Here is a 23697-nt window from a genome sequence, read left to right as displayed (position 1 = left end):
CCTGCCGCTCCCGGGCCCGCTCGAGCAGGCGCAACATCACGTAACGGGCACGTTTGGCCCCGCGTTCGTCGATGACTCCGTCGAGCGACTCGACCCACTCACTGGTTTCCTCGGGGTCGATGTCCGGTGCGGTGGTCATGCGTACTGCGCCCGATTCGCGGGCGTGGTGTCGATGAGCTGAGCGGCCGGCAGACGCGGGGTGCGTCGCGCGGCACCGGACTCCGGCTCGGCGATGCCCAGCCGCAACGCCAGGTACGGGTGGTCGAACGCCGTGAGCATCCGGCGCAGCCGCTCGCGGGTCCCGGCCACCGCGACGACGTCGCTGATCGGCAGCACCGACACGTTCAGCGAGGTGGCGGTGAGCCAGATCGACGACAGGGCCTCCCCGGCCGCCAGCCAGCCGCCGGGATCGTCGTCGTCGCCGTAGAGCAGCGCGTACGTCGCCGCCCGGTCGTGGCCGCGCCCGATCGGCAGCGTGCCGGCGTGGCCGAAGCCCCGGCCGGGCACCGTGGTCTGCGGCGGCCGCTCCGGCAGCACCGCGTCCGGCAGCCCGGTACCCTCGCCCATCGTGCGGCTCGTCCAGTACCGCAGCTCGGCGCAGGCCAGGGGGTCCCGCACCTGCAAAGCCGCGGCCCGCGACGAGGCGGCGGACAGGTCGAAGACCTGCTCGCCGGTCAGCACGTGCAGGTGGGCGCGGTCGCCGGCCGCCGCTGCGATCGCACGGACGACCGCAGGAGCCAGCCGCTCGTCACTGACCGGGCGGCGATCCGTGTGCCGGACGCCCAGGACGTACTCCTCGTGTCGTGCCCGCGGCGTGACGGCGATCCGGTCGAAGCCGGTCAGCACGGCCAGCAGGCCGGGCAGGGAAGCGCTGGTGGTCCGGTGCACCCGGCAGGTCCAGCCGCGGGCAGCGAGTGCCACGCGGGCGTGGTGCAGGGCCGTGCCGCAGCTGAGCGTCAGCAGCCGCCCGTCCGGGTCGGTGGCCGTGAGCTGGCGGCTGCGATCAGCGAACAGCTCCAGCCGATCGGTGTGCACCCGCCAGCGCCACGGCTGGGTGTTGAGCACCGAAGGCGCATGGGAGACCGCCACCGAGGCGGCCTCGATCAGGACGTCGGTGAGCGTGCGCCGGCCGGATTCGCAGGTGGTCGTGTTCATCGCGGGCTGCCGTCGGAGTTGCCGGTCCACAGCGCGAAACCGGCGCAGAAGCCCATCAGCGCGATGACCGCCATGCCGCCGCTGCCCAGCAGGATCGCCAGGCACGCCGCGACGACGCCGGCCAGGAACCAGTCGACGGCGCCCATGCCGCACCACCGGCGCAGGGCCGGCTGCGGGGCCGCCGTACCGATCCGCTCGGCGAACGACGGATCCTGAACCCGCAGGTCCCGCTCGATCTCACTCAGCCGCCGCTGTTCGGCATCGCTCAGCATGGTCGTCCCTCCACCTCGGCCGGATCGTCGACACGATCAGCATCGCTCGGCGGGGTGCGGCCGGGGCAGGCGTGGGAACGGCCACCATGCCGGGCCTGCTTTGCCGACGCCCGGCAAGGTGGGCGGCTGCTAGGCGTTCCGGGACAGCCGGCCCGCGTCGTCCGCGGAATCCGTCGCGGCGAGGGAGCCGAGCAGGGCCAGGGCGCGGGCGCTGTCCGAGCCCGGCTCGGCGTGGTAGATCACCAGGAGCTGGCCGCCCGAGTCGCCGATCGGCAGCTTCTCCCGGCGCAGGTGCAGCATGCCGACCTGCGGGTGCAGCAGCCGCATCGGCGCACCCGCCAGCGGCTTGACGTCGTGGCGGGCCCACAGGCGCCGGAACGGCTCGCTGGCCAGCGACAGCTCGCCGACGAGCTGGGCGGTGCGCGGGTCGTCGACGTCCGTGCCGATCGACGCCCGGAACGAGGCCACCATGCCGGCGATGGCCTGATCCCAGTCGGGGATCTCGTCGCGCACGTCCTCGTCCAGGAAGACCGAGCGCAGCCGGTTGCCGCCCGGGCGGATGCTGGGGGACAGGGCCGTGGCCAGCCGGTTCGCGGCGAGCACGTCGAACATCCGGCTCTCCACGAACGCCGGGAGGTTCAGCGCGTCCAGCAGCTGGCGGATCCCCGTCGGTACGGCCTCGCGACGGGCCCGCCGGCCCGTCGGCCGGCTCGTGGACAGGCTCAGCAGATACTCGGTGGCGGTCGCGTCCAGGCCGAAGACCCGGGCCAGCGCCTCGAGCACCTGCGGCGACGGGTTCCGGTCGCGGCCCTGCTCGAGCCGCAGGTAGTAGTCGGCGCTGATCCCGGCCAGCGTCGCCACCTCCTCGCGGCGCAGCCCCGGCGTCCGCCGGACCCCCACGACCCGCAGGCCCGCGTCCGCCGGATTCACCAGCTCACGGCGGGCCCGCAGATACTCACCCAGCACGTTCGACCTGGCCACGCCCCCATCGTACGGTCGGCCGCGCGCCGGATCCTGGTCCCGCCACCCCCAGGATGAGCGGGGCCCTGCCTACCCCTTCGCGCCCGGGGCATCGTGGGCGACAGCTCGCCGGAACACGCCGCGAGCGGAGAGGACACCATGGCAACCCACACCCTCGGGGGTACGTACCGCGTCGGCGACCTCGAGCTCACCCGGGTCGGCTACGGCGCGATGCAGCTCGCCGGACCGGGCGTCTTCGGACCGCCGAAGGACCGCGACGCCGCGATCGCCGTGCTGCGCGCCGCCGTCGGCCTCGGCATCAACCACATCGACACCGCCGACTTCTACGGCCCGTACGTCACCAACGAGATCATCCGCGAGGCGCTCGCGCCGTACCCGGCCGGCCTGCACATCGTCACCAAGGTCGGCGCCCGCCGCGACGGGAACGGCGGCTGGCCGCACGCCCGTACGCCCGCCGAGCTGACGTCCCAGGTCCACGACAACCTGCGCCGCCTCGGCCTGGACACGCTCGACGTGGTCAACCTGCGCATGGGCGGCGTCGAGAGCCCCGAGCCCGGCTCGATCGCGGCGCAGGTCGAGGCGCTCGCCGAGCTGCAGCAGCAGGGCCTGATCCGGCACCTCGGCCTCAGCACCGTCAACGCCGACCAGCTCGCCGAGGCGCAGCGCATCGCCCCGATCGTCTGCGTGCAGAACCTCTACAACATCGCCCACCGCGAGGACGACGCGCTGGTCGAGCTCACCGCGCGGCAGGGGATCGCGTACGTGCCGTACTTCCCGCTCGGCGGCTTCTCACCGCTGCAGTCGGAAACCCTGCACACGGTTGCGAAGCGCCTCGACGCGACCCCGCTGGCGGTCGCCCTGGCCTGGCTGCTGCAGCGCTCCCCGAACATCCTGCTGATCCCCGGCACCTCGTCGGTCGACCACCTGCGCGAGAACGTGGCCGGCGCCGCCCTCGAGCTGCCGGCCGACGCGGTGGCGGAACTCGACGCCATCGGCGGGGCGGCGGCCTGAGGGCTTCGTACACTCGCTGCCATGCCGGAGATCGTGCAGCTGCTCGCATCCGCCGTACACCGGTATGAGGGCCGGCCGTCGGACGGCCCGGCGCCGGCCCCACCGGGCGAACTCACCACGACGGTCCAGGTCCGCGCGGGCCTGGGCATCGTCGGCGACCGCTACTACGCCCACCCCGCCCACCGCGACGCCGCGATCACGGTCATGGCGGCGGAGAGCCTCCCGGCGGGCGCCGACCTCCGCCAGGCGCGGCGCAACGTGCTGCTGTCCGGCGTCGCGGTGGACGACCTGGTCGGCTCGATCCTCACCCTGGACTCGGGCGACGGCCCGGTCCGCCTGCGGATCCGCCGGCGTGCCAACCCGTGCGCCTGGATGGACGTGGCGATCGGCCCGGGAGCGTTCAGGGCGCTGCGCGGGAAGGGCGGGGTGCGCTGCACGCCGCTCAACGACGGCATCCTGCGCGTCGGTCCGGTCACCGTCGAGATCGAGCCCGGCTAGGAAGCGGGCAGCTCGCGTACCTGCCGGGCAAGTGCCTGACGACCGGCTCCGAGGCCGCTCAAGCGATCGATCGACCCGTGAATCGCGGACCTCTCGGCCGGCGCCAACTGGCGCCATGCGAGTTGCGCCAGCTTGAGCCCGTGGTACTGCTCGTTGCCGGAGCGCGAGGCGCCGATCGCAGCCTGGATCGTCTCGCCGTCCGCGAGCGAGGTGTCGCCCTCCATCAGGCCGAGTGCCAGCGCGCGGATGACGGGCGATCCCTGCCTGAAGAGCGACCGCACCTCGTCGGCGTTGAACGTGTGCAACCGGGCGGTGTCGGCGGCACGTTTCAACAAGACATCCTCGACCGCGGCTCGTGTCGCCTTGTTCGCGTCGCCGGGAAGCTCGGCGTGAACGATCGCGTAGGACTGCGCGAGGCCGGCGAGCTCTGTGTGCCCGAGGATGGCCGCCGTGTCGGGTGCGGTCTGCGCTATCTCGGTGACCAGGCTGAACGTCACCCCGTCCGGGCTCACCGAGAACTCCCGCAGCCGGTGAAGGATCAGCGGGCTCACGAACAGCAGGGCGCCGGTAATGACGATCGCGACCACATTCCCCCCGTCGCGGTCCGCGATCGTCAGCGCGACACCCGCTAGAACCATCACGGCTCCGACGATCCCGATCGTGCGTCTCCATCCGTCCGAGGCCGGCAGCCGGGATGAGCGCGACAAGGTGACCTCCGGAGCTCGTGGACGGTTCCTGGTGACGGCCTAGTGTCGCCACCCCGGCCTATCGACCGGGGCTCGCCGCGCCGGGCAGCACAGACGGAAACGCCCCGGCCGGGTGGCCGGGGCGCCTCGGTTGGCGGGGTCTACTTCGCGGCGCGGGCGCGGGCGTACTTCTGGCGGAACTTCTCGACGCGGCCCGCCGTGTCGAGCAGGCGCTGCTTGCCCGTCCAGAACGGGTGGCTGCCCGCCGAGATGTCGACGTCCAGGACCGGGTAGGTGTTCCCGTCCTCCCACTCGATCGTCTTGTCGCTGGTGGCGGTCGAGCGGGTCAGGAAGCTGTAGCCGGCGCTGCGGTCGCGGTAGACGACCGGGCCGTAGGTGGGGTGGATGCCGTTCTTCATGGTCGGACCTCCTCGGAATCCACCGGGAAGAAGTCCGCGAAGGGGTCGGATATTCCGGCCCAGGCCGCCTCGCCGCCGGCGAGTTCGGCGTCGGTGAGCAGGCAGCCGGTCAGCCGGCGGGTCAGGTCCGGGCCGTCGAGGGCGAGGCCGATGAAGGCCAGGACGGTACGCCGGTCGCCGTAGTACGGGTCCCAGTCCAGGTCCGCGGTGAGGCGGCGCAGGACGCCGGCGTCGTTCCAGGCGGCGGGTGGCTGTGCGGCCAGCCAGGGTCCGAGGCTGCCCAGGCCGATGCCGCCGCCCGCCGACTCCCAGGCGACGGCCAGGTCGGGGCGGGTGGCCAGCCACAGCTGGCCGCGCCCACGCAGCGTGTCGCCGGTCAGGCCGTCCAGCGCGTCGTGCAGGCGTTGCGGGTGGAAGGGCCGGCGGGCCCGGAAGACCAGCGCGGTGACGCCGTGCTCGCCGGCCGGCTCGTCCACGCCGATCGGCCGTCCCTCGAGGGCCCGGGCGAGCACGCCGGGCTTGGCCGGGTCGTGCCGTCCGGTACGCCGCAACCGTTCAGCCAGCCCGGCACAGTCGACCGCCGCCGTGTCGCCGACGCGTACCTGGGAGGCCCACGGGGCGAGGCGGTGCAGGACGGTCTCCGCCACGCCTGTCGGGTCGGGGCGGCCCCAGACGACGAGGGTGTCGGCGTACTCGATCTGGCGGGCGAGGACGTCGGCGACGCAGCGGTGGTCCTCCTCGGCGGCGTGCAGGTCGCGGTGGCGCAGGTCGTCGGTGGCGGTCAGGTCGGCGAGGAACGCGGATCCCTCGACCACGGTCACGTACGAGTCGAAGCGGACCGCGTCCGTGACCGGCACGCCGTCGACGGCGCACTGGGTACACGCCGCGGCGAGCGCCTCGGGTTCCACGGCGGGCGGCAGGACCAGGACGATGTCGCTCTGCGGCCGGGTGGCGGCGAGGCGTACGAGGGTCGGCAGCACGTCCTCCCGCAGGGTGCAGGCGGCGCATCCGTGCACGAGGTGCACGAGCTCGTCCTCGAGGACCGCGCGGGAGGTGCGGACCGTCCGGCGGACGAGGCCCTCTCTGAGCCGGCTGATGTCGTGGCGGACGAGCAGCAGCGCCGGGTCGGTGACGAGCAGGCTCCGGGCCACCGCATCGGTGGCGGGCGCGGAGAAGCCGGCGAGGACGGTGACACGCGGCGTGGCGGTGACGGTACGGGCGCTCATGCCTCCATCTTGTTGGAAACGATTTTCATTGTAAAGTCGCCGGGCGCACGGATGCCCGGGCGGGTCGACCGGGAGGGTGGATCAGGCGACGTGGGTGTTGCCGGCGATCATGCGGATCGTCCAGCCGTCGTCGCCGGCGCAGGCCGCGACGTGGTTGCAGGACTGGTGGGTGATCCACAGGCCGCGGCCGCCCGCGGCGCTGTCGAGCGCCGGCAGCAGGCCGGCGTACGGGTCCTTGGGGCCGGGGCCCTGGTCCGTCACGGTCACCACGATGCGGTCGGCGCCGCTCCAGACGCGCAGGCACACGGGCGGGGCGCCGTACCGGAGGGCGTTGGTGACGGTCTCGCTCACCGCGACCACCAGGCCCTCCACGTCCGCGGCGGGCAGCTGTCCGCGGTCGGCGGCGTGCACGGCGTGCCGGGCCTGGCCGGGGGTGGGATCGGCGAGCTCCACCGTTGCCGGGCGGGACTGCAACGGGTCAGGAACCGGGGGGTGCGCCTCGGACAGATAGACGCGGGGCTCGGTGTACGTGGGGCTGTCGGCATGCGTGCCGCCGGGCAGCGCGTACCGCGGGTGGGTACGGGCCACGTCGGCCAGCACCGGCTCGGGGGTGATCCGGGCGTCGTACGCGCACATGCTCCACAGCGGGAAGTCGTCGTACGCGTGGTTGATGGCCGACTCGTAGCGCGCCCACCAGTCCCACGTGTTGCTGGTGACCGGCACCTCGCCGATGATCCGGATCTGTCCCGCCCCGGCCGCCGTCTGCTCGGTGAGCAGTCGGCGGTAGGAGCGGATGGCGGCGGCGGGGCGGGCGTACACGTCGCCGGCGGTCAGGAATCGCACCCCGGAGTCACGGGGCAGCGCCGAGCGGACCAGGGCGGCTGTCCGCTCGCCGAACGACACGAACGTGGGCTCGCCGGCCTCGACGCCGCCCAGCAGGAACGGCACGGTGACGGCCAGCAGCTCGTCGTCGGAGGCGTACCGCACCGCCGCGTGGAAGTAGCCGGCGTGCCCTTCCGCCGCACCCGTTCTCATCGGGCGGTCTCCACGCGCAACGACGTCAGCTCCAGCAGGCCGGCGAGCCGGGCAGCGGCCGGCACCGCCGTGCGCAGCACCGCGGTGGTGCCCAGCGCGCGGGCGTGCGCGTCCAGGTGCAGCAGCGAGTTGTGGTCGATGAAGGCGAGGTCGTGCCCGTCGAGCACCAGCTCGTCGCCGCCGGGGCGCAGCGCGGCGCGGTCGAGCGCCTGCAGGAACAGGGCCCGGGTGGTCTCGTCGATCTCGCCGGCCAGGGCGGCGTCCCCGCGGCCCGCGTGGGGCGTGAACAGCCGGAACGGCGCGTCGGAGACCGGGTGCACACAGGCGAGCTGGTCGGCGGCCTCGTCGCCCATGCGGACGCGGTCGAACGCGCACAGCGCCGAGAACGGGTGCGTACGGACGTAGCGGTCGACCTGGATCTCGTACCGTGCGAACGCGTCGACCTGCGCCGGGGTGCGCAGCAGCGTCGTGACGTCGGCGGCGACCCGCAGGCCGGTGTACCCCTCGGCGAGCGCCTGCTCGGTGGCCTGCGCGTACGCCGCCAGCCCCGCGGCCGGGTCGATGACGCTGTCCTCCGGATACTGGTCACCGAGCGTCACGATCCGCGGCGTGATGTCCCAGCCGTGCGGTGCCTCGGGGGCCAGATACCAGACCTGTTCGCCCGCGGCGAGGCCGGCGCCGAGGAAGTCACGGGCCGCCGACTGGAACTCCGCCGGATCCTCGTAGGTCAGGCAGGCATGCCGGTACGGCTGGCACACGTCGGCGCCGATGGTCCCGCTCATGCCCATCATCCGACTATAGGCTGCACTTTCCGCCGCCCCCATCGCGCGGCGTGGCCCCCCGGGGTCAATCTGGCGAGCAGCCACTCGTCCGGGCGGGTGAACAGTGGCGGGCAGACCATCCGCCGGGCCAGGTTGCCGGTGACGCCGAAGAGGCCGGCCGGGAGAAAGTTCAAAAAAATCGGCCGGAAATTGAACCGGGGAAATTCGCATTCCCGGTGAACCGTGCCGTGGCCGGACACCGTATCGACTCCCGACACGACAACGAGGTCCGACGACGAGGAGTGGTGATGAGACTGCGTCAGCGACGAGGTACCGGCGTCAACCGCAAGGCGATCGGCGCCGTGGTGTTCGCCGGGGTGCTGGTGGCGGGCGGCATCACCGGCCTGCAGTTCGCCTCCGCCGGGGAACAGGCGAAGGCCGCCGAGATCGTGGTGGTCGACGGCCAGGACTTCAACATCGCCGGGTGCGAGAAGTTGGAGATCAACGCGGGGGACGTCGTCTGTGACGGCGAGAAGCTGCAGCCGGAGCAGAAGGCGGGCGCCGCGGAGGCCGCCGCCGCGTCGGCGCTGGCGCTCGAGACGTCCTGCGACCAGTTCGCGATCGATCAGGCCGCCGCCGACGCCGAGGCCGCCGGCGAGGGTGACGCGGGCGCCGGTGACGCCGCGGGCGCCGGGCAGGAGAAGGGCGCGGACAAGGCGGCGAAGGCGAAGTCCAAGAAGCTGAAGAAGGCCATCGCCAAGCGGTACGCGAAGAAGATCGCCCACGCCAAGGAGAAGGGCCAGGCGAACGGCAAGGGCCAGGCCAACGGCAAGGGCCAGGCGAACGGCAACGGCGAGGCGAACGGCAACGGCGAGGCGAACGGCAACGGCGAGGCCGGCGCGGGTGACGCGGCTGATCTCGACGCCGCGGTGGTCACCGCTCGCGAGGGCCTGCTGGCCGCGTGCCTGACGCTCGCCGACGCAAAGGCTGCCGCCGGTGACGCCGGCGCGGGTGACGCCGGTGCGGGCGACGAGGCGGGTGCCGGTGAGGACGCCGGAGCCGGCCAGGACGCGGGCGGCGAGGACGCGGGCAAGGGTGACGCGGGCAAGGGTCAGGATGCGGGTGCGGGCGACGCTGCCGACGAGCAGGCCGGTGACGCCGGCGCTGCCGACGAGGCGGGCGCCGGCGCCAAGAACTGACGCGGGGTGAGTCAGAGGCGGCGCGGTCCCCGGGCGGGGGCCGCGCCGTCGCGCTGTCCGGGGTCACCGGCGGCCGGGGGCGCGTACGCCGTCGGTCGTGGGCTTCCAGTCGGCGCTGTCCCGCGAGTCCACGGTCAGTCCGAGGCTCGGGGCGAGCACGATCAGCAGGAGAAACAGCAGCAGTCCGAGTGCCATGGTGGTCACATCCCTGTCCGGCGAAACGAGAGCCGGTGCGCACCGGGGATGACTTCAGTCTGGTCCGCCGGGCGGGCCCCGGACAGTGGCAGTAATGCCATACATCTTCAAAATCCTGCCAACCGGCCGTACGCTGGCCGCATGCTGGACAAGGTCGCCGTCATCGCGCTGCCGCCCGTGGCCGTCTTCGAGCTCGGGGTGCTGTGCGAGCTGTTCGGCTACGACCGCACCGACGAAGGGCTCCCGGCGTACGAGTTCTCCGTGTGCACCGTGGGCGGGCGTCCCGTCCGTACCCATGCCGGGTTCTCGCTGATGCCCGGCCACGACCTGGCGCCGGCCGAGGAGGCCGACCTGGTCGCTGTCGTCCCCAACGACAGCGACGAGGATCCGCCGGAGGAGGTCCTCGGTGTCCTGCGCCGCGCGCACGAGCGCGGCGCCTGGGTGATGAGCGTCTGCACCGGCGCGTTCGTGCTCGGCGCCGCCGGGCTGCTCGACGGCCGCCGGTGCACCACCCACTGGCGGCACACCGCCCGGCTCGCCGAGCGGTTCCCGACCGCCAAGGTCGATCCGGACGTGCTCTACGTCGCCGACGGCAACGTCCTGACCAGCGCCGGCACCTCCGCCGCCGTCGACTGTGGCCTGCACCTCATCCGCGCCGAGCAGGGCTCCGCCGTCGCCACCCAGATCGCGCGCCGCATGGTGGTACCGCCGCACCGCGACGGCGGCCAGGCACAGTTCATCGAGACCCCGATGCAGCCGATCGAGTGCGAGACGTTGCAGCCGGTGCTGACGGCGGTCATGGAGACCCTGGACCGGCCGCACACCGTCGAGACGATGGCCGCGCAGGCGCGCATGTCGCCGCGTACGTTCGCCCGGCGGTTCCGTGCCGAGACCGGCGCGACCCCGCACGACTGGCTGACCAACCAGCGGGTGCTGCTTGCCCGCCGGCTGCTCGAGGACTCGGGCCTCGGCATCGACATGATCGCGGTCCGGGCCGGCTTCGGCAGCGCCGCCACCCTGCGCCACCACTTCGGACAGCGGCTGAGCACCACCCCGCAGGCGTACCGGGCGATGTTCAGGAGCCGGGTGGCGTGACCGCTTCCAGCACCGGCTTGAGCAGCACCGGCTCGCCGTCGCGCCGGCCCCACTCCCGGGGATAGCCCAGCGACACCTCGTGGAAGCGCACCCCGTCCTGCCAGGTCACGCGCGGGATGTGCAGGTGCCCGTAGACGGCGGCCGCCGTCCGGAAGCGGGTGTGCCAGTCCGCGGTGAGCTCGGTGCCGCACCACTGCGCGAACTCGGGGTACCACAGCACCTCGGTCGGGTGCCGGTGCAGCGGCCAGTGGCTCACCAGCACGGTCGGCAGGTCCGGATCCAGCGCGGCGAGACGCCGCTCGGTCGCCGCGACCCGGGCGCGGCACCAGGACTCGCGATCCGGGTACGGGTCCGGATGCAGCATCTGCTCATCGGTGCAGACCACGCCCGTGCGGTACGCGTACGCCAGCGACTCCTCCTTCGTGGTGGTGCCCGGCGCCCGGAACGTGTAGTCGTACAGCAGGAACAGGGGGGCGATCGTCACCGGGCCGCCCGCGCCGTGCCAGACCGCGTACTCGTCCTCCGGCGTACGGACGCCGATCTCCCGGCACATCTCCACCAGCCGTTCGTACCGGGCCACCCCGCGCAGCTGCACCGGATCCTTCGGGTGCGTCCACAGCTCGTGGTTGCCCGGCGCCCAGATCACCTCGGCGAAGCGGGATCGCAGCAGCCGCAGCGTCGTCTCGATGTGGCCGAACACCTCGGCGACGTCGCCCGCCACGATCAGCCAGTCGTCCGGTGACGGCGGGTGCAGGGCCTCGACCAGCTTGCGGTTCTCGGCGTACGCGACGTGCAGGTCGCTGACGGCGTACAGGGTCCCCGTCACCCGTGCCTCCCGTTGGTGTCGATGTCCGGCGCTCTCCGGCCACTATGCCCGGCCCGCGCCGACAAAAGAATCTTGGGCTCCGCTGTCACGCCGACGCTCCGCTGTGGACCTACTTAGGTGGGTGTTCGTCGGCGAACGGAGGCAGCGGTGGTGGAAGCGCACGGCGCGCCGGACGTGGCGGACGGGGAACCGGCCCCGCCGCGACCGGCCATCGCGAACCCGCCCCCGGCGGCGGAGATCGAGGAGTTCTTCCGGCGCTACTGGGAGGGGCTCGTCCGCAACCTGCTGCGCGAGGGCGCCGACCGCTGGGAGGCGCAGGACGCGGTCGCCGAAGCCATCCGGGAGGCGCTGCGGCGCTGGTCCGACCTTACCCACCCGGTCGCCTGGGTCCGCACCGCCGCCCGCTCGCATTGGCTCAAGCAGCGCCGCGCCGGCGGCCACGGCGACGAGGTGCTGGTCGCCGACGTCGCCGAGCTCGACGAGGGGCGCGCCGACGATCCGGGGCTGGTCGCGTACGAGCTGCAGGAATGGTTCTCCGGTGTGCTCGCCCAGCTGCCGCCCGCCCGGCGCGAGGCGCTCGAGCTCTCCGCGCAGGGCCTCACCCCGTCCGAGATCGCCGCGCGGGTCGGCAAGACCCCCGAGGCGGTACGGACCGCGCTGAAACTGGGCCGCCGCCAGGCCGTGGCGCTCTGGCAGGCGATACCCACCCAGCGCGCGCCGAAGTCCCAGCCTGATCTTGGAGGCGAGAGCTGATGGCCGAGCCCGCCCGGCCCGGGGGCGCTCCCGACGGGGACGACCCGGTGCTCACCCACGCGATGATGATCGCCGCGCTCAACCAGATCCTGGGCGAGTGCGGCTACGACCCCGTGCCCGACGAGGAGCCCCCGGCCACCGGCGACAACGCCGCCGACCGGCTCATCGAGGACGCGAGGCAGCGCGCGGACGGCATCGTCGCCGCCGCGCTGGAGACCGCGCTGCGCTACACCGACGCCGCCCTCGACCAGGCGGCCCGTACGGTGCAGAGCGCCCGGCGCACGCTCGCCGGCGCCCCGCCCGCCCCCGCCCCGGTGGAGCTGGCGCCCATGCCCGCCGCGACGGACCTCGGGCGCACGGTCGGGGAGACCTGGCTGGCGGCCGCCACCGCCGCCGGTGTCTACCTGCCCGTCGCCGGGCCCGTCGCGGCGCAGACCCTCGGCGTGTACGCCGCCTGCCTGCACGACGCGGCGCACGCCACCCCGGCCGACGTGGACGCCGCGTACCGGATCGGCCTGGAGGTCGTCGCCCTCGGCATCGGCCGCCCCGAGGCGCTGCCCGCGACGATGGCCGTGGTGCTCGACCACCTGGCCGACGGCGACGAGCTCAGGCCCCCGGCCCGGCAGGTGGCCGGCGCGTTCGCCGCCGGTTTCGCCGCCGCCCTGCAGGCGCGCACCCTCGCCCAGCAGGAGTCGCTGCACCGCGCCACGCAGCGGGCGGCCCGCGAGTTCCAGCTCGCGCTGCACGACAGCGAGGCCCGCTACCGCCGGCTGGCGTTCTACGACCCGGTGACCGGGCTGGCCAGCAAGTCCCGGCTGGTGCAGCGCCTGCAGCAGGCGGGGCACGGCGGCCACCCCGGCCGGCACGTCGGGGTGTGCCTGATCGACCTGGGCGGGCACGCCGCCGTCTGCGAGCAGTTCGGTGCCGACGGGGGCGACCACGTGCTCGCCGAGGTGGCCCGCCGGCTGCAGGTCCTCGCCCGGCACCCGGACTACCTGCTGGCCCGGCACGGCGGGCAGACCTTCGCGGTCCTCGTGCAGGACAGCGGCGGCATCGCGCACCTGGCCGAGCTGGCCGAGCGGATCACCGCGGCGCTGCGCGAGCCGGCCTCGCTGCCCGGCACCGGCCTGACCGCCGACCTGGACGCCCACGTCGGTGTGGTCGACGTGCCGACCGAGGGGCTCGACGCCGGGCGGGTGCTGGTCGACGCGGAGATCGCCGTACGCCAGGCCCGCGCCGGCAGCAGCGGCTGGGCCCTGTACGACCCGCAGCCCGCCGACCCCGTCCGGGGCGGCGGCGCGACCGCGGTGGCGGGGCTGGTCACCGGGCCGCCCACGTACCAGCCGATCGTCAAGCTGAGCTCCGGGCGCATCGCCGGGCTGCACACCCGGATGGCCTGGCGGCACCCGCATCTCGGCACGCTCGACCTGGGCCGGATCGGTCAGCTCACCGGGGACCGGGAGACCACGATGCGGCTCGCCGGCAGCCTCGTGGACCAGGCGTGCCGGCAGGCGATGCAGTGGGACGGCGGCAAGAAGGGCCCGTTCGTCGGGCTCGACCTGCCCGTGCACCAGATCGGCTACCCGGACGCCGTCGAGCTGGTCCGCGAGGCGCTGGCCGGCAGCGGTCTCCCGCCCAAGCGGCTGCACCTGCACCTGTCCGGGATCGACGCCGTGCCCGCGGGGGCGCACAGCCACACCGTGCTGGCCGCGCTGGCCGCGCTGGGCGTCCGCATCGTGCTGGACGACTTCGGCACCGGGCCGAGCAGCCTCGCGTACCTGCGGGACCTGCCGGTGCACGGGCTGCGTACCCCGGCGAGCCTGCTGCACGAAAACCCGGCGAGCGCCGAGGCCGACCGGGACCTGGTCGCCGGCATGGCCCGCATGGCGCACGCGCTCGGCCTGACGCTGACCGTGCACGGCGTCGACGACGAGCTGCGCGCCGCCACGCTGGTCGGCACGGGTTGCGACGGCGCCCAGGGGCTGCGTTACGGTGCGCCCACGACCCCGCACCAGGTTCCGGCGCTGCTGCGGCGTACGGGAAAGCTCGTGCCGGTACCGGGACGGGTGGCGTCATGACCGACCACAGTGGAGTAGGGTTCCTCGGCATGGCTGACGCCGACGCGGATCCCTCCACCCGCCCCAGCAGCGCCCGCATCTACGACGCGCTGCTCGGCGGCAACCACAACTTCGCCGCGGACCGGGAGGCGGCCAAGCGGCTGCTCACCGCGATCCCGGGCGCCGGCGACATGGCCCGGGCCAACCGCGCCTTCCTCAGCCGGGCGGTGGAATACCTGCTGGAGCGGGGCGTACGCCAGTTCCTCGACATCGGCAGCGGCATCCCGACGGTCGGCAACGTCCACGAGATCGCCCAGCGTCGCGAACCCGGGGCGCGCGTGGTCTATGTGGACATCGACCCGGTGGCCGTGGCGCACAGCAACGACATCCTCAAGGACAACCCGGCGGCGGCGGCGGTCCAGGCCGACATGCGCTTTCCCGAGGCCATCCTCGACCATCCCGCCGTCCGTGACCTGCTCGACCTCGACCAGCCGATCGGGCTGCTGCTCGTGGCGATGCTGCACTTCGTGCCGGACGACGACGCGTACCTGGCCGTCGACCGGCTGCGTGCGGCGCTACCGCCCGGCTCGTACGTGGTGATCTCGCACGGGGTCTCGGACACCCCGGCGGACGCGGCCTCGGAACAGGTCGCCGCCCTGTACCGCCGCACGGACGTCTCGGCGGCCCACGGGCGTACCCGCGGCGAGATCCTGCGCTTCTTCGGCAACGCGGAGCTGGTGCAACCGGGCCTGGTCTGGGTGCACGAATGGCCGGACGCGGGCAACGGCGAGCCGCACGGCATGGCGGTGGTCGCGGGAGTCGCCCAGATCAACCCCTGACCGGCTCCGGCTCCGCCGGCTGCTGCCAGTGGCCGCGGTGCACGACCTCCTCGCGGGGGCGGCGGCGGTCGCGCAGGTCGCGGGGAGGTTCGTCGCTGTAGCCCACCGAGATCGCCCCGATCGGCGCGAAGTGCGCGGGCACGCCGAACTCCTCGCGGAACGCCTCGACCCGGCCCGCCGGGAGGCCGAAGAAGCACGCCCCGAGGCCCGCGTCGACGGCGGTCAGCAGCATGAGCAGCGAGGCGAAGCCGGTGTCGATGTCCCAGTACGGCGCCGGCCACCAGGCGTCCGAGCGGTCCGTGAAGCCCTTGTCCGCCTGCGCGTACCGGTCGAGGTAGGCGTCCTTGTTGGACAGGGCGACGATCAGCAGCGGCGCCTCGACATTCGCGGCGAACCAGCGGTCGGGGTTCTCGGCGGGGCGTACGGCGGCCCGGAAACGCTCGAGGTCGGCCGGCTGGTCGAGCACCAGGAAGCCCCAGCCCTGGGAGAAGCCGGCGGAGGGCGCCCGCAGGCCGTTGTCCACGATGCGGTCCACGACCTCCGGCGGGATCGGCCGGCCCGAGTCGTAGCGGCGGACCATGCGGCGGCGACGGACGACGTCCTGGAATTCCATGGCGGCAATGTATCCGGGTTGCGCCAATATCCGGACCGATTTCTGCCGCGGCGGTAACGTCCGGTTTGCACCGTTCGAGCTTCCGCCGCCCGACAGAGGACGCCATGATCCGCCCGCGCCGCCTTCTCATCCCGACTCTGCTCGCCATGGCGACGCTCGTCCCGCCCGGCGCGCCCGCGGGGGCGGCGCCCGCCGGCACGGTCACGGCGAACCTCTTCCTCCGCAACTTCACCCTCCCCGCCGGCGGGCCGGCCGTCGAGGAGGAACTGAGCTTCTTCCTGAGCTCCGACCGGCCCGGCTGGGCGGACGAGGTGACGATCTCCGTCGACACCGCTTCGGTCGCGGCGGTGGCGGACGTCGAGGTTGAACCGGCGCAGCCCGAGGTGACATGCCGGACGACCGGCCCGGTGACGCGGTGCACCGTTCCGGGGCCGCAGCAGGTCCTCAAGCTCCCCGAGACCGGCAGCTTCAGCCTCTTCACGATCCCCAGCGTCACGATGCGCCTCACGGCGAAACCCGGTTCCGTGCCCGGCGACGCCGGCACCCTCACCGTCACGGCCAAGGCCGACGACGGGCCGGCAACCACGGAAAATGCGAGGGTACGCATCGGAGCAGGCGTGAACCTCACGGCGATCGACCCGCGGCCGCGTACGGTGGCGCCCGGCGGCTCCGTGGCCCTGCGCCCGCAGGTGCGCAACACCGGCTCCCGGGGCGTCGAAGGGCTGGTGCTCACCCTCGCCGGCGCCGCCCTCGCGGACACCGACTTCGGCAACTGCGCGTACGAGGACGACGGCGGCGCGGTCTGCACCTTCGACGCGACGCTCGCGGCCGGCCGGACGTACCAGACGTCGCAGCCCTTCACGGTGCGGATCCCGAGCGACGCCGCAGCCGGCAGCGAGGCGCGGACGGACGCGCAGTGGCTGACCCTCGCGGAATGGCAGGACTGGGAGGACTCCCTGGGCGGCCCGTCGACCGGGCGGCAGGGCGCCGGCCCCGACCTGGACCTGATCGAGGTGCCCTCGGCCCGGGCGGCGCAGGTGCCCCAGGCCGACACCGACGCCGACGACAACGGTTCCTCCAGCACGGTCACCGTCACCGGTCGCCGGCGAGCCGATGTCGTCGCTGTCGGAGCGATGGTCACCGGCCGGCCGGGGGAGGCGCGCAGGATCGAGGTGGGCCTGGTCAACCGCGGGCCCGGCACGCTGCGGTACCCGCCGTTCGGCAACAACCTGCCGTTCGTCTTCGTCACGATGCCGCCGGGGCTCTCCGTCCTCAGGGCCGACGCTCGCTGCTCGGCGCTGTTCGCGGAGGACCCGCCGGGCCCACCGCCGTCGGCAGCCGCCGGGGGTTCCGGGAGCGGCCCACTGGAGTACGCCTGCACGCCGCAGTCCCTGCGCCTGCGGCCGGGGCAGCGCCTGACCTTCGCCTTCACCGTGCAGCCGGGGCGCGCCGCCGCCGACGCCGAGGGTGCGGTCGAGGTGCTGATGGACGACGTGGCAGCCATCGACCGGAAGCCGGCGAACAACAGAGCCGCCATCGCGCTGCGCCTCGGCGGCCAGGGCGGCGGTCTCCCGGTCACCGGTACGACCGCGGCGACGATCGCGGCGGAGGGTCTCGGCCTCCTCCTCGCCGGGGCGACCGTCCTGGCCGCCCTGCGCCGCCGACGCCGCCCATGACGGGTGGTCGGCTACTCTGCCGGGCGTGGGACATGTGCTCGCCCGGCTGACCGGCTTCGGAATGGTCCTTCTGCCGCACTGGCCGTACGCGTTCGAGCGCGAGCGGGACGGCTCGGACGCCGTACGGGTCACCCGCTGGACCGCCGCGGGGGTGGAGCAGGCGGTGATCGAGCCCGGCCGGCACCCCGGCGGCGGTGACGTCGTGGACGTCGCGGACGGGCCGGACACCCCGTTCTGGCGGGTCGAGACGTCGGTGTTCCGGGTGCGCTGGCCGCTCGGTCTCACCCTCGAGTCGCCGCAGGACGCGAGCGACGGCACCCCCTTCTACCTGCAGGGCCCGGGTCAGGCGACCATCTTCCCGCAGGGGCCGGTGGCGCGGGCCCGGCTGGCGGATCCGGACGCTCTCGTCGCACCCGGGCAGAGGGTTCTGCGCCGGCACACCGACGATGTGGGCGTCACCGTTGTCGAGCTGGGCTACGAGCACGACGGCGAGCCGTGGTGGCAGGCGCACTGGACGATCCCGTACGGCGACGACCAGTACCTCGTCATGACGGCCCAGTCGCCGGCGGCCGAGGCCGAGCAGACTCGGGAGGCCGCTGTGACGGTGGTGGAGAGCGTCGACGGGCCCGGGTGAGCCGGACGCCGCTCAGCCGGAGGAAGTCGCCATGATCGAGCCGGCGCGGTTCATCGCCGCCGCCGGCCGCAGCCTGTGGCGGCGGGACGTCGCCGCCCGTCTCAGCCGGGCCGGTAGGCGCGCAGGAAGGCGGCCACGCCGTCGGCGATGATCGCGGCTGTGTCCGGTGGCCGCGCCCCGGCCCGCTGCGCGGTGACGGCCTCCCGCGCGAGGCCGATCGTCAGGGCGGTGAAGTGCCGCACGGCGAGGGCCGGATCGGGAGCCCGGATCGCGCCCTCGGCCGCCAGCTCGGCGAAGCGCTTCTCGAGCATCTGCTCCGGGCGGTCGCGGTCCGCCTCGGGCAGCCGGAGCGCCGGCCGCTGCTGTGCGTCCAGGTGGCGGAAGGCGAAGTAGTCCGACGACGCCAGCGCCCGGTCGACGATGCGGTGCCCGAAGGCCGTCAGCGCCTCCTGCAGGTCGCGGCCGGGGAGCAGCTCCTCGTCGATGGCGGCGCGGATGGTGGTCACCAGCGCGTCGTTCACGCGTTCCAGCACCCGCAGGAAGATCGTCTCCTTGTCGCCGAAGTGGTCGTACACGGTCCGTTTGGAGACCTGGGCGCGACCGGCGATGGCGTCCACGCCCGCTCGCTCGTAGCCCTCGCTGATGAACAGCGCCTCGGCGGCGTCGAGGATCGCGGCCCGCTTGCCTTCCGACCTGCGCCGGCGCCCAGGGGTCTGCACTTCCGCGATCACCTTCGGCACGCGCATCAGGGTACGCTGCGGCGATAAACTACACTCAGCAGTGTGGTTTTACAGGGGAGGGGCAGCATGACGTCACCGGCCGCCGGCATCCGGGCGGACAGACTGACCAAGAGGTACGGCGGCCGAGCGGTCGTGGACGACCTCTCGTTCACCGCGGAACCGGGGGTGATCACGGGGTTCCTCGGGCCCAACGGGGCGGGCAAGAGCACGACGATGCGCATGCTCTTCGGCCTGACCAGACCCACGGCCGGCACCATCACCGTCGGCGGGCGGGGCATCGCCGGCCTGGACGACCCGGCTCGCACGGTCGGCGCGCTGCTGGACGCCCGCGCGGTCCACCCGCACCGCACCGCGGCGCAGCACCTGCTGGCATACGCCCAGGCCGCGGGTCTCGACCGGCGACGGGTCGACCAGGTGCTCGACACGGTGGGGCTGCGCGATGCCGCGGACCGCCGGGCGGGTGAGTTCTCGCTGGGCATGCTCCAGCGGCTCGGCATCGCGACCGCCCTGCTCGGCGATCCGGGCGTCCTGGTGCTCGACGAGCCCCTCAACGGCCTCGACCCGGAGGGCATCCGCTGGATCCGTACGCTCATGCGGGATCTGGCGCGCGAGGGCCGCACCATCCTCTTCTCCAGCCATCTGATGTCCGAGATGGAGCTGACCGCGGACAGCCTGGTCGTCATCGGGCAGGGCAGGCTCATCGCCGAGGCCACCCTCGACGAGTTCGTCCGGGCCAACACCACCCAGGCGGTCAGTGTCCGGGCCCAGTCGCCGGCGGAGCTGGCCCGCGCGCTGCAGGGTGCCGGCGTCGCGTTCACCGCGCAGCCGGACTCCTCGTTCCTGGTGACCGGGGCCGACTCCGCGACGGTCGGCACCATCGCCGCGGCCGAGGGCATCGCCCTGGACGAGCTCGCCCGGGTCCGCGAGTCGCTGGAGGACGTCTTCCTCCGGCTCACCCACGACATCACCGAGTACGAAGGGCTGGCGGCATGAGCGTGCTCCGTTCCGAATGGACCAAGCTCCGCAGCGTCCGCAGCACCTGGATCGCGGCGGTGAGCGCGGTGGGCTCCTGCGTCGCCCTGAGCGTGCTCGGCGCCTCCGACCTGCTCGGTACGGCGCCGTCCGGCATCCCGGCCGGCTGGGACCCGACCGCCGAGAGCCTCAAGGGCTTCCTCTTCGCGCAGCTCATCATCGGGATGCTGGGGGCGCTCAGCATCACGCCGGAGTACGGCACGGGCATGATCGGCGCCAGCCTCGTCTTCGTGCCGTCACGGTCCCGGCTGCTCGCCGCCAAGGCGACCGTGGTCGCGGCGTTCGGGCTCGTGGTGGGCCTCGCCACCTCGGTGCTCAGCTTCGCCGTGGTGCAGCTGATGCTCACCGGCGCCGACCTGCCCGCCGCCGGCCCCGGCGACCCGGGAGTCGCCCGCGCGCTGATCGGCGGCACGCTCTACCTGACCCTGGTCGCGCTGCTCGGGCTGGCCCTCGGCACGCTGGTCCGATCGGCCACCAGCAGCCTCGCCCTGCTGGTCGGCGCCCTGCTGCTGGTGCCCGCGCTCGGTCCGGGCCTGCCCGGGTTCCTCGGCGACTGGTTCGGCAGATTCTGGCCGACCACGGCCGGGCAGGCCGCCTACGCGGTCGTGCCGGTCGACGGGATGGTCGGCCCCGGCGCCGGGCTGCTCATCCTGATCGCCGCCGCCGTCGCGGTCAGCATCGCGAGCCACGCGACATTCCGGGTACGCGACCTCTGACGGCCGAGGACCGCGGCGCGTATCAGGTGCCGAGGAGCTCGCAGACGCGGGGGATCACCTCGGTGCCGTAGAGGTGGATCGCCGTCATCAGGGATTCGTGCGGGAGGGTTCCCGCCGAGTACTTGAGGTCGAAGCGCTGGATGCCGAGGGCGGTGACCGTACGGGCGATCTTGGCGGCCACCGTCGCCGGGGAGCCGACGTGCCAGGCGCCCTCGGCGATGTCCGCCTCGAAGCGGTCGCGGGTGAGCGGGGGCCAGCCCCGTTCCGCGCCGATGCGGGTGAGCACGCGCTGGGCGTGCGGCCAGAGGGTCTCGGTCGCCTCCTCGTCGGTGGCGGCGACGAAGCCCGGCGCGTGGACGGCCACCGGGAGCCGTTCTCGGTCGAACTCGGCGAGGGCGCGGTGGTACAGGTCGACGTACGGGGCGAAGCGGGCCGGGTCGCCGCCGATGATGGCCAGCACCATGGGGAAGCCGTACTGGGCGGCGCGGACCACCGACTCGGGGCTGCCGCCCACGCCGATCCACGTGGGGATGCGGCCGGCCTCGGTCTTCGGGTACACCTCCTGGTTGTCCAGCGGCGGGCGGACCGTGCCCTGCCAGGTCACCGCCTTCTCGGTCAGCAGCTCGGCCATGAGGTCGGCCTTCTCCGCGAAGAGCCGGTCGTAGTCGGCGAGGTCGTAGCCGAACAGCGGGAACGACTCGGTGAAGGAGCCGCGGCCCAGGGTGATCTCCGCGCGGCCGTCGGAGATCGCCGCCAGAGTGGCGAACCTCTCGTACACGCGGACGGGGTCGTCGGAGCTGAGCACGGTCACCGCGGTGCCCACCTTGATCCGGCGGGTACGGGCCGCGACGGCCGCCAGGACGATCTCCGGCGCTGACACGGCGTAGTCATCGCGGTGGTGCTCGCCGAGACCGAACACGTCCACGCCGACCTCGTCAGCAAGTACCGCCTGGTCAATCACGTTGCGGATGACCTGGGCGTACGGCAGCAGCTCACCGTCAGGCCCGACAGTGACGTCACCGAATGTGTCCAAGCCGAATTCCACGCGCGCCATGGCGTGATCCTAGATCGCCGGGCGGAGCCGTGAACCCGCCGGCGTGGCTGTGCCCGTACTTAGATGACTTTGAACTTTGGGCTCACCGTGGTCTTACGGATCGACCGGCATGCTCCCCGGCGATACATCGAAGAGGGGGAGGACATGGGTCGTCGGAGAACATGGGGCTGGGGGCTGGGCATCGCGACCGTGACCGCGGTGACCGCCTTCGGGGTGGCCTCGTGGCACGCGAACGCCGCACCGTCGCCGAACCCGGCGCCGGGCGCCGCGGGGGAGCAGCCGCGGGTGTCGAATCCGGACCCGGGACCGGAACCGGCCGCGGGGGTGGGCCGGGACGGGCTGACCAGCGGCGAGGTGGACCGGGCGCGGGAGCTCGCGGTGACGCCGGAGCTCGCCGCCGGTGCCGAGGACGTGACCGGCGCGAAGGGACCCGAATACCTGTCCGCGGATGTGCTCGCGGACGGTGGCGGGCGCCGCGCCGAGCTGTACTACTACGACTACAAGACCGACAAGCTCGTCAAGCAGGTCGTCGACCTGAAGGCGGGCAAGCTCGCGGGGTCGTACTCGGCCGCCGGGATGCAGCGGCCGGCGTCGGAGCGTGAGGTCGCCACGGCGCTCGACATGCTGCTGGCCGACCCGCTGGCGTCCGAGCTGAAGGACGCGTACCAGAAGGCGACCGGGAAGCAGTTCGCCGGCAAGGACGGGCTGACCGTCAAGGCGCACGTCTACAAGGCCCGGCCGGCCGACACCAGCGCCGCCCAGTGCGGCAAGCACCGCTGCCTGCAGCTCGTGGTGGAGACCGGCGACGGGCTGTTCATCGACGTGAACGACATCATCATCGACCTCTCCGGGCGCACGGTCGCCCGCCTGAAGTAGACGGGGACCGACCAGCAATGACGTACCGGAAGACAGCCGGCGCCGCCGCCCTGCTCACCGTGGCCTCGCTGGGGCTGGCCGCGAGCCCGGGCAGCCCCGCGGCCGCCGCGCCCGCCGCAGCCGCGGCCGAGCAGTGCGCGGCGTCCACCACGGTCAAGGAGACGCTGCCGAACGGCACCACGTGGCAGCTGTGCTGGCGGATGCAGGAGCAGGCCGGCCTGATCCTGGAGAAGGTGTTCATCTCCTCCAAGCGCTACCCGGAGCCGGTGCAGGTGCTCGACTCGATCCGGCTCGCGCAGCTCAACGTGCCGTACGACTCGGGCGACACCGAGTACAACGACATCACCGACTACGGCTTCGGCGGCTGGAACCTGCAGACGCTCACCGGGGACGACTGCAAGGGCGGCTCGGCGCGTACCGGCTCCGACGGCGCTCCCGAGCCGGAGCGGCGCAAGGTGCTGTGCGTCAGCGCGGAGGCGTCGGGTCTGGCGTACCGCCTGCACGGGTACGAGGACAACGGCAGCGAGCCGGTCTACTCGAAGCAGGGCCACGACCTGGTGCTGCGGGCGATCAGCAAGGTCGGCTGGTACGAGTACGTGACCGAGTACCGCCTGCACGACGACGGGCAGATCTCCGCCCGCCTCGGCGCGACCGGCGACCTGTCCCCGGGCGACTACGTCAACGCGGACAAGGGCTGGCCGATCGGCAAGGGCGCCCGCGACTACTCCGCGATGCACTACCACAGCGCGTTCTGGCGGGTGGACTTCAACATCGCCGGCAAGGGCGGGGAGAAGGTCGAGCAGTACGACACCAAGCTCAACGGCCAGGGGTCGATGACCGCCAAGCTCAAGACCACCAAGACGGCGATCGACAAGGAGGGCAGCTTCTCCAAGGTGAACCGCCGCTGGTGGCGACTGGTCAGCTCGACCAGCAAGAACAAGGACGGGCACCTGCGCTCGTACGAGCTGATCCAGGGCGCCGACGACCGGTACGAGGCGCACCCGGAGACCACGCCCGACGTGACGTTCTCGCAGAGCCACGCGTGCGAGAAGTTCGCCACCGGCAACGCCGACCCGCAGTGCGCGTCGAAGAAGTCGATCCTGGACTTCGCCAAGGACAAGGAGACGCTCAAGGACCCGGTCATGTGGGTGCGGGTGGGCTTCCACCACGTGCCGCGCGACGAGGACCAGAGCCCGATGCCGCTGCACTGGCAGGGCTTCGACCTGCTGCCGCGGGACTTCACCGAGATGAACCCGCTGACCCCGGCCGGCCGTGCCGGCGCCAACGGCCAGCAGAACTGAGCAGCGCGGCCGGCCCGGCCACACCACCCGGGCCGCCCCCCGCCCCT

27 protein-coding genes are annotated in these 23697 nt (G+C 73.3%); 13 read left to right on the top strand and 14 right to left on the bottom strand.

All coding sequences use genetic code 11. The features are described 5' to 3' along the window. From IT780_RS43650 to IT780_RS40850, 4 genes are all read right to left on the bottom strand, one after another. Nucleotides 1-139, bottom strand: a 139-nt coding sequence (locus IT780_RS43650; RefSeq protein ID WP_199517281.1) for a pyruvate dehydrogenase E1 component-related protein, incomplete at its 3' end; no start/stop codon positions are given. Beyond that, nucleotides 136-1155 carry an Acg family FMN-binding oxidoreductase gene (locus tag IT780_RS40860; RefSeq protein ID WP_199517280.1) on the bottom strand — a complete coding sequence of 340 codons (1020 nt, stop codon included), beginning with the start codon at nucleotides 1153-1155 and terminating at the stop codon, nucleotides 136-138. The genes IT780_RS40860 and IT780_RS43650, both read right to left, overlap by 4 nt. Further along, nucleotides 1152-1427: a DUF3040 domain-containing protein gene (locus IT780_RS40855; RefSeq protein WP_199517279.1), complete on the bottom strand. Its 276-nt coding sequence runs from the start codon at nucleotides 1425-1427 to the stop codon at nucleotides 1152-1154. Before IT780_RS40855 ends, IT780_RS40860 begins: the two co-directional genes overlap by 4 nt. A gap of 129 nt (nucleotides 1428-1556) precedes the next feature. Continuing rightward, nucleotides 1557-2408: a helix-turn-helix domain-containing protein gene (locus IT780_RS40850; protein ID WP_199517278.1), complete on the bottom strand. Its 852-nt coding sequence runs from the start codon at nucleotides 2406-2408 to the stop codon at nucleotides 1557-1559. Nucleotides 2409-2546: 138 nt separating this feature from the next. Between IT780_RS40850 and IT780_RS40845 the strand changes: the two genes are divergently transcribed. After that, a complete protein-coding gene (locus tag IT780_RS40845; protein ID WP_199517277.1) occupies nucleotides 2547-3419 on the top strand; it encodes an aldo/keto reductase family oxidoreductase in 873 nt (290 codons plus the stop codon). 21 nt (nucleotides 3420-3440) lie between these two features. Continuing rightward, a complete protein-coding gene (locus IT780_RS40840; RefSeq protein ID WP_199517276.1) occupies nucleotides 3441-3917 on the top strand; it encodes a molybdenum cofactor biosysynthesis protein in 477 nt (158 codons plus the stop codon). On the opposite strand, the gene IT780_RS40835 is transcribed toward IT780_RS40840, so the two are convergent. The 5 genes from IT780_RS40835 to IT780_RS40815 all read right to left on the bottom strand — a co-directional run bounded on the left by IT780_RS40835 (nucleotide 3914) and on the right by IT780_RS40815 (nucleotide 8065). Then, a complete protein-coding gene (locus tag IT780_RS40835) occupies nucleotides 3914-4558 on the bottom strand; it encodes a hypothetical protein (RefSeq protein WP_199517275.1) in 645 nt (214 codons plus the stop codon). The genes IT780_RS40840 and IT780_RS40835 overlap by 4 nt on opposite strands. A gap of 206 nt (nucleotides 4559-4764) precedes the next feature. Further along, nucleotides 4765-5022, bottom strand: coding sequence for a type B 50S ribosomal protein L31 (locus IT780_RS40830; protein WP_199517274.1), 258 nt, complete (start codon nucleotides 5020-5022; stop codon nucleotides 4765-4767). Further along, nucleotides 5019-6248, bottom strand: coding sequence for a CobW family GTP-binding protein (locus IT780_RS40825; RefSeq protein WP_199517273.1), 1230 nt, complete (start codon nucleotides 6246-6248; stop codon nucleotides 5019-5021). Before IT780_RS40825 ends, IT780_RS40830 begins: the two co-directional genes overlap by 4 nt. A gap of 81 nt (nucleotides 6249-6329) precedes the next feature. Next, nucleotides 6330-7283, bottom strand: a complete 954-nt coding sequence (locus tag IT780_RS40820; RefSeq protein ID WP_199517272.1) for an anti-sigma factor RsbA family regulatory protein — start codon at nucleotides 7281-7283, stop codon at nucleotides 6330-6332. Then, nucleotides 7280-8065 carry an MEDS and STAS domain-containing protein gene (locus IT780_RS40815; RefSeq protein ID WP_199517271.1) on the bottom strand — a complete coding sequence of 262 codons (786 nt, stop codon included), beginning with the start codon at nucleotides 8063-8065 and terminating at the stop codon, nucleotides 7280-7282. The genes IT780_RS40820 and IT780_RS40815 overlap by 4 nt, the downstream gene beginning before the upstream one ends. A 287-nt stretch (nucleotides 8066-8352) precedes the next feature. Between IT780_RS40815 and IT780_RS40810 the strand changes: the two genes are divergently transcribed. After that, nucleotides 8353-9243, top strand: coding sequence for a hypothetical protein (locus IT780_RS40810; RefSeq protein ID WP_199517270.1), 891 nt, complete (start codon nucleotides 8353-8355; stop codon nucleotides 9241-9243). Nucleotides 9244-9306: 63 nt separating this feature from the next. On the opposite strand, the gene IT780_RS42945 is transcribed toward IT780_RS40810, so the two are convergent. Continuing rightward, nucleotides 9307-9438: a hypothetical protein gene (locus IT780_RS42945; protein ID WP_267910260.1), complete on the bottom strand. Its 132-nt coding sequence runs from the start codon at nucleotides 9436-9438 to the stop codon at nucleotides 9307-9309. A gap of 141 nt (nucleotides 9439-9579) precedes the next feature. Between IT780_RS42945 and IT780_RS40805 the strand changes: the two genes are divergently transcribed. Further along, nucleotides 9580-10533 carry a GlxA family transcriptional regulator gene (locus tag IT780_RS40805; protein ID WP_199517269.1) on the top strand — a complete coding sequence of 318 codons (954 nt, stop codon included), beginning with the start codon at nucleotides 9580-9582 and terminating at the stop codon, nucleotides 10531-10533. Here IT780_RS40805 and IT780_RS40800 read toward each other — a convergent pair. Then, nucleotides 10514-11359, bottom strand: a complete 846-nt coding sequence (locus IT780_RS40800) for a metallophosphoesterase family protein (RefSeq protein WP_199517268.1) — start codon at nucleotides 11357-11359, stop codon at nucleotides 10514-10516. The two genes, IT780_RS40805 and IT780_RS40800, sit on opposite strands and share 20 nt — an antisense overlap. A 147-nt stretch (nucleotides 11360-11506) precedes the next feature. Here IT780_RS40800 and IT780_RS40795 point away from each other — a divergent pair, with 147 nt between their 5' ends. From IT780_RS40795 to IT780_RS40785, 3 genes are read left to right on the top strand one after another with little or no spacing between them, the layout of a single operon-like run. Continuing rightward, complete coding sequence (locus IT780_RS40795) at nucleotides 11507-12112, top strand: RNA polymerase sigma factor (RefSeq protein WP_199517267.1); 606 nt, start codon at nucleotides 11507-11509, stop codon at nucleotides 12110-12112. Continuing rightward, nucleotides 12112-14190 carry a bifunctional diguanylate cyclase/phosphodiesterase gene (locus IT780_RS40790; RefSeq protein ID WP_199517266.1) on the top strand — a complete coding sequence of 693 codons (2079 nt, stop codon included), beginning with the start codon at nucleotides 12112-12114 and terminating at the stop codon, nucleotides 14188-14190. The genes IT780_RS40795 and IT780_RS40790 overlap by 1 nt, the downstream gene beginning before the upstream one ends. A 29-nt stretch (nucleotides 14191-14219) precedes the next feature. Continuing rightward, nucleotides 14220-15008, top strand: coding sequence for an SAM-dependent methyltransferase (locus tag IT780_RS40785; protein WP_199517265.1), 789 nt, complete (start codon nucleotides 14220-14222; stop codon nucleotides 15006-15008). Here IT780_RS40785 and IT780_RS40780 read toward each other — a convergent pair. After that, nucleotides 14998-15621 carry a nitroreductase family protein gene (locus IT780_RS40780; protein ID WP_199517264.1) on the bottom strand — a complete coding sequence of 208 codons (624 nt, stop codon included), beginning with the start codon at nucleotides 15619-15621 and terminating at the stop codon, nucleotides 14998-15000. The genes IT780_RS40785 and IT780_RS40780 overlap by 11 nt on opposite strands. Before the next feature lie 104 nt (nucleotides 15622-15725). On the opposite strand from IT780_RS40780, the gene IT780_RS40775 reads away from it, so the two are divergent. Both IT780_RS40775 and IT780_RS40770 read left to right on the top strand, forming a co-directional pair. Next, a complete protein-coding gene (locus tag IT780_RS40775; protein WP_199517263.1) occupies nucleotides 15726-17297 on the top strand; it encodes a hypothetical protein in 1572 nt (523 codons plus the stop codon). 25 nt (nucleotides 17298-17322) lie between these two features. Further along, entirely contained in the window at nucleotides 17323-17931 is a 609-nt protein-coding gene (locus IT780_RS40770; RefSeq protein ID WP_199517262.1) for a hypothetical protein, read from the top strand. Nucleotides 17932-18032: 101 nt separating this feature from the next. Here the strand turns inward: IT780_RS40770 and IT780_RS40765 are convergent, their stop codons facing one another. Further along, complete coding sequence (locus tag IT780_RS40765) at nucleotides 18033-18671, bottom strand: TetR/AcrR family transcriptional regulator (protein WP_199517261.1); 639 nt, start codon at nucleotides 18669-18671, stop codon at nucleotides 18033-18035. A 66-nt stretch (nucleotides 18672-18737) separates the two neighbouring features. Between IT780_RS40765 and IT780_RS40760 the strand changes: the two genes are divergently transcribed. Further along, entirely contained in the window at nucleotides 18738-19664 is a 927-nt protein-coding gene (locus tag IT780_RS40760) for an ABC transporter ATP-binding protein (protein WP_199517260.1), read from the top strand. Continuing rightward, nucleotides 19661-20419 (top strand): ABC transporter permease, encoded by a 759-nt coding sequence (locus IT780_RS40755; protein WP_199517259.1) that lies wholly within the window; start codon nucleotides 19661-19663, stop codon nucleotides 20417-20419. The genes IT780_RS40760 and IT780_RS40755 overlap by 4 nt, the downstream gene beginning before the upstream one ends. Nucleotides 20420-20441: 22 nt before the next feature. Here IT780_RS40755 and IT780_RS40750 read toward each other — a convergent pair whose 3' ends face one another. After that, the gene (locus tag IT780_RS40750) at nucleotides 20442-21473 is read right to left on the bottom strand and encodes an LLM class flavin-dependent oxidoreductase (RefSeq protein WP_199517258.1); all 1032 of its coding nucleotides are present in this window, start codon (nucleotides 21471-21473) and stop codon (nucleotides 20442-20444) included. A 144-nt stretch (nucleotides 21474-21617) separates the two neighbouring features. Between IT780_RS40750 and IT780_RS40745 the strand changes: the two genes are divergently transcribed. Continuing rightward, nucleotides 21618-22349 (top strand): hypothetical protein, encoded by a 732-nt coding sequence (locus tag IT780_RS40745; RefSeq protein ID WP_199517257.1) that lies wholly within the window; start codon nucleotides 21618-21620, stop codon nucleotides 22347-22349. Between the two features lie 17 nt (nucleotides 22350-22366). Further along, a complete protein-coding gene (locus IT780_RS40740; protein ID WP_199517256.1) occupies nucleotides 22367-23650 on the top strand; it encodes a copper amine oxidase in 1284 nt (427 codons plus the stop codon). Nucleotides 23651-23697 lie beyond the last annotated feature (47 nt).

The organism is Nucisporomicrobium flavum, assembly GCF_016464385.1.
Lineage (GTDB): Bacteria > Actinomycetota > Actinomycetes > Mycobacteriales > Micromonosporaceae > Actinoplanes > Actinoplanes flavus_A.
The sequence above is the reverse complement of the archived record's forward strand: the minus strand, read 5'-3'. Positions and strand labels throughout refer to the sequence as shown.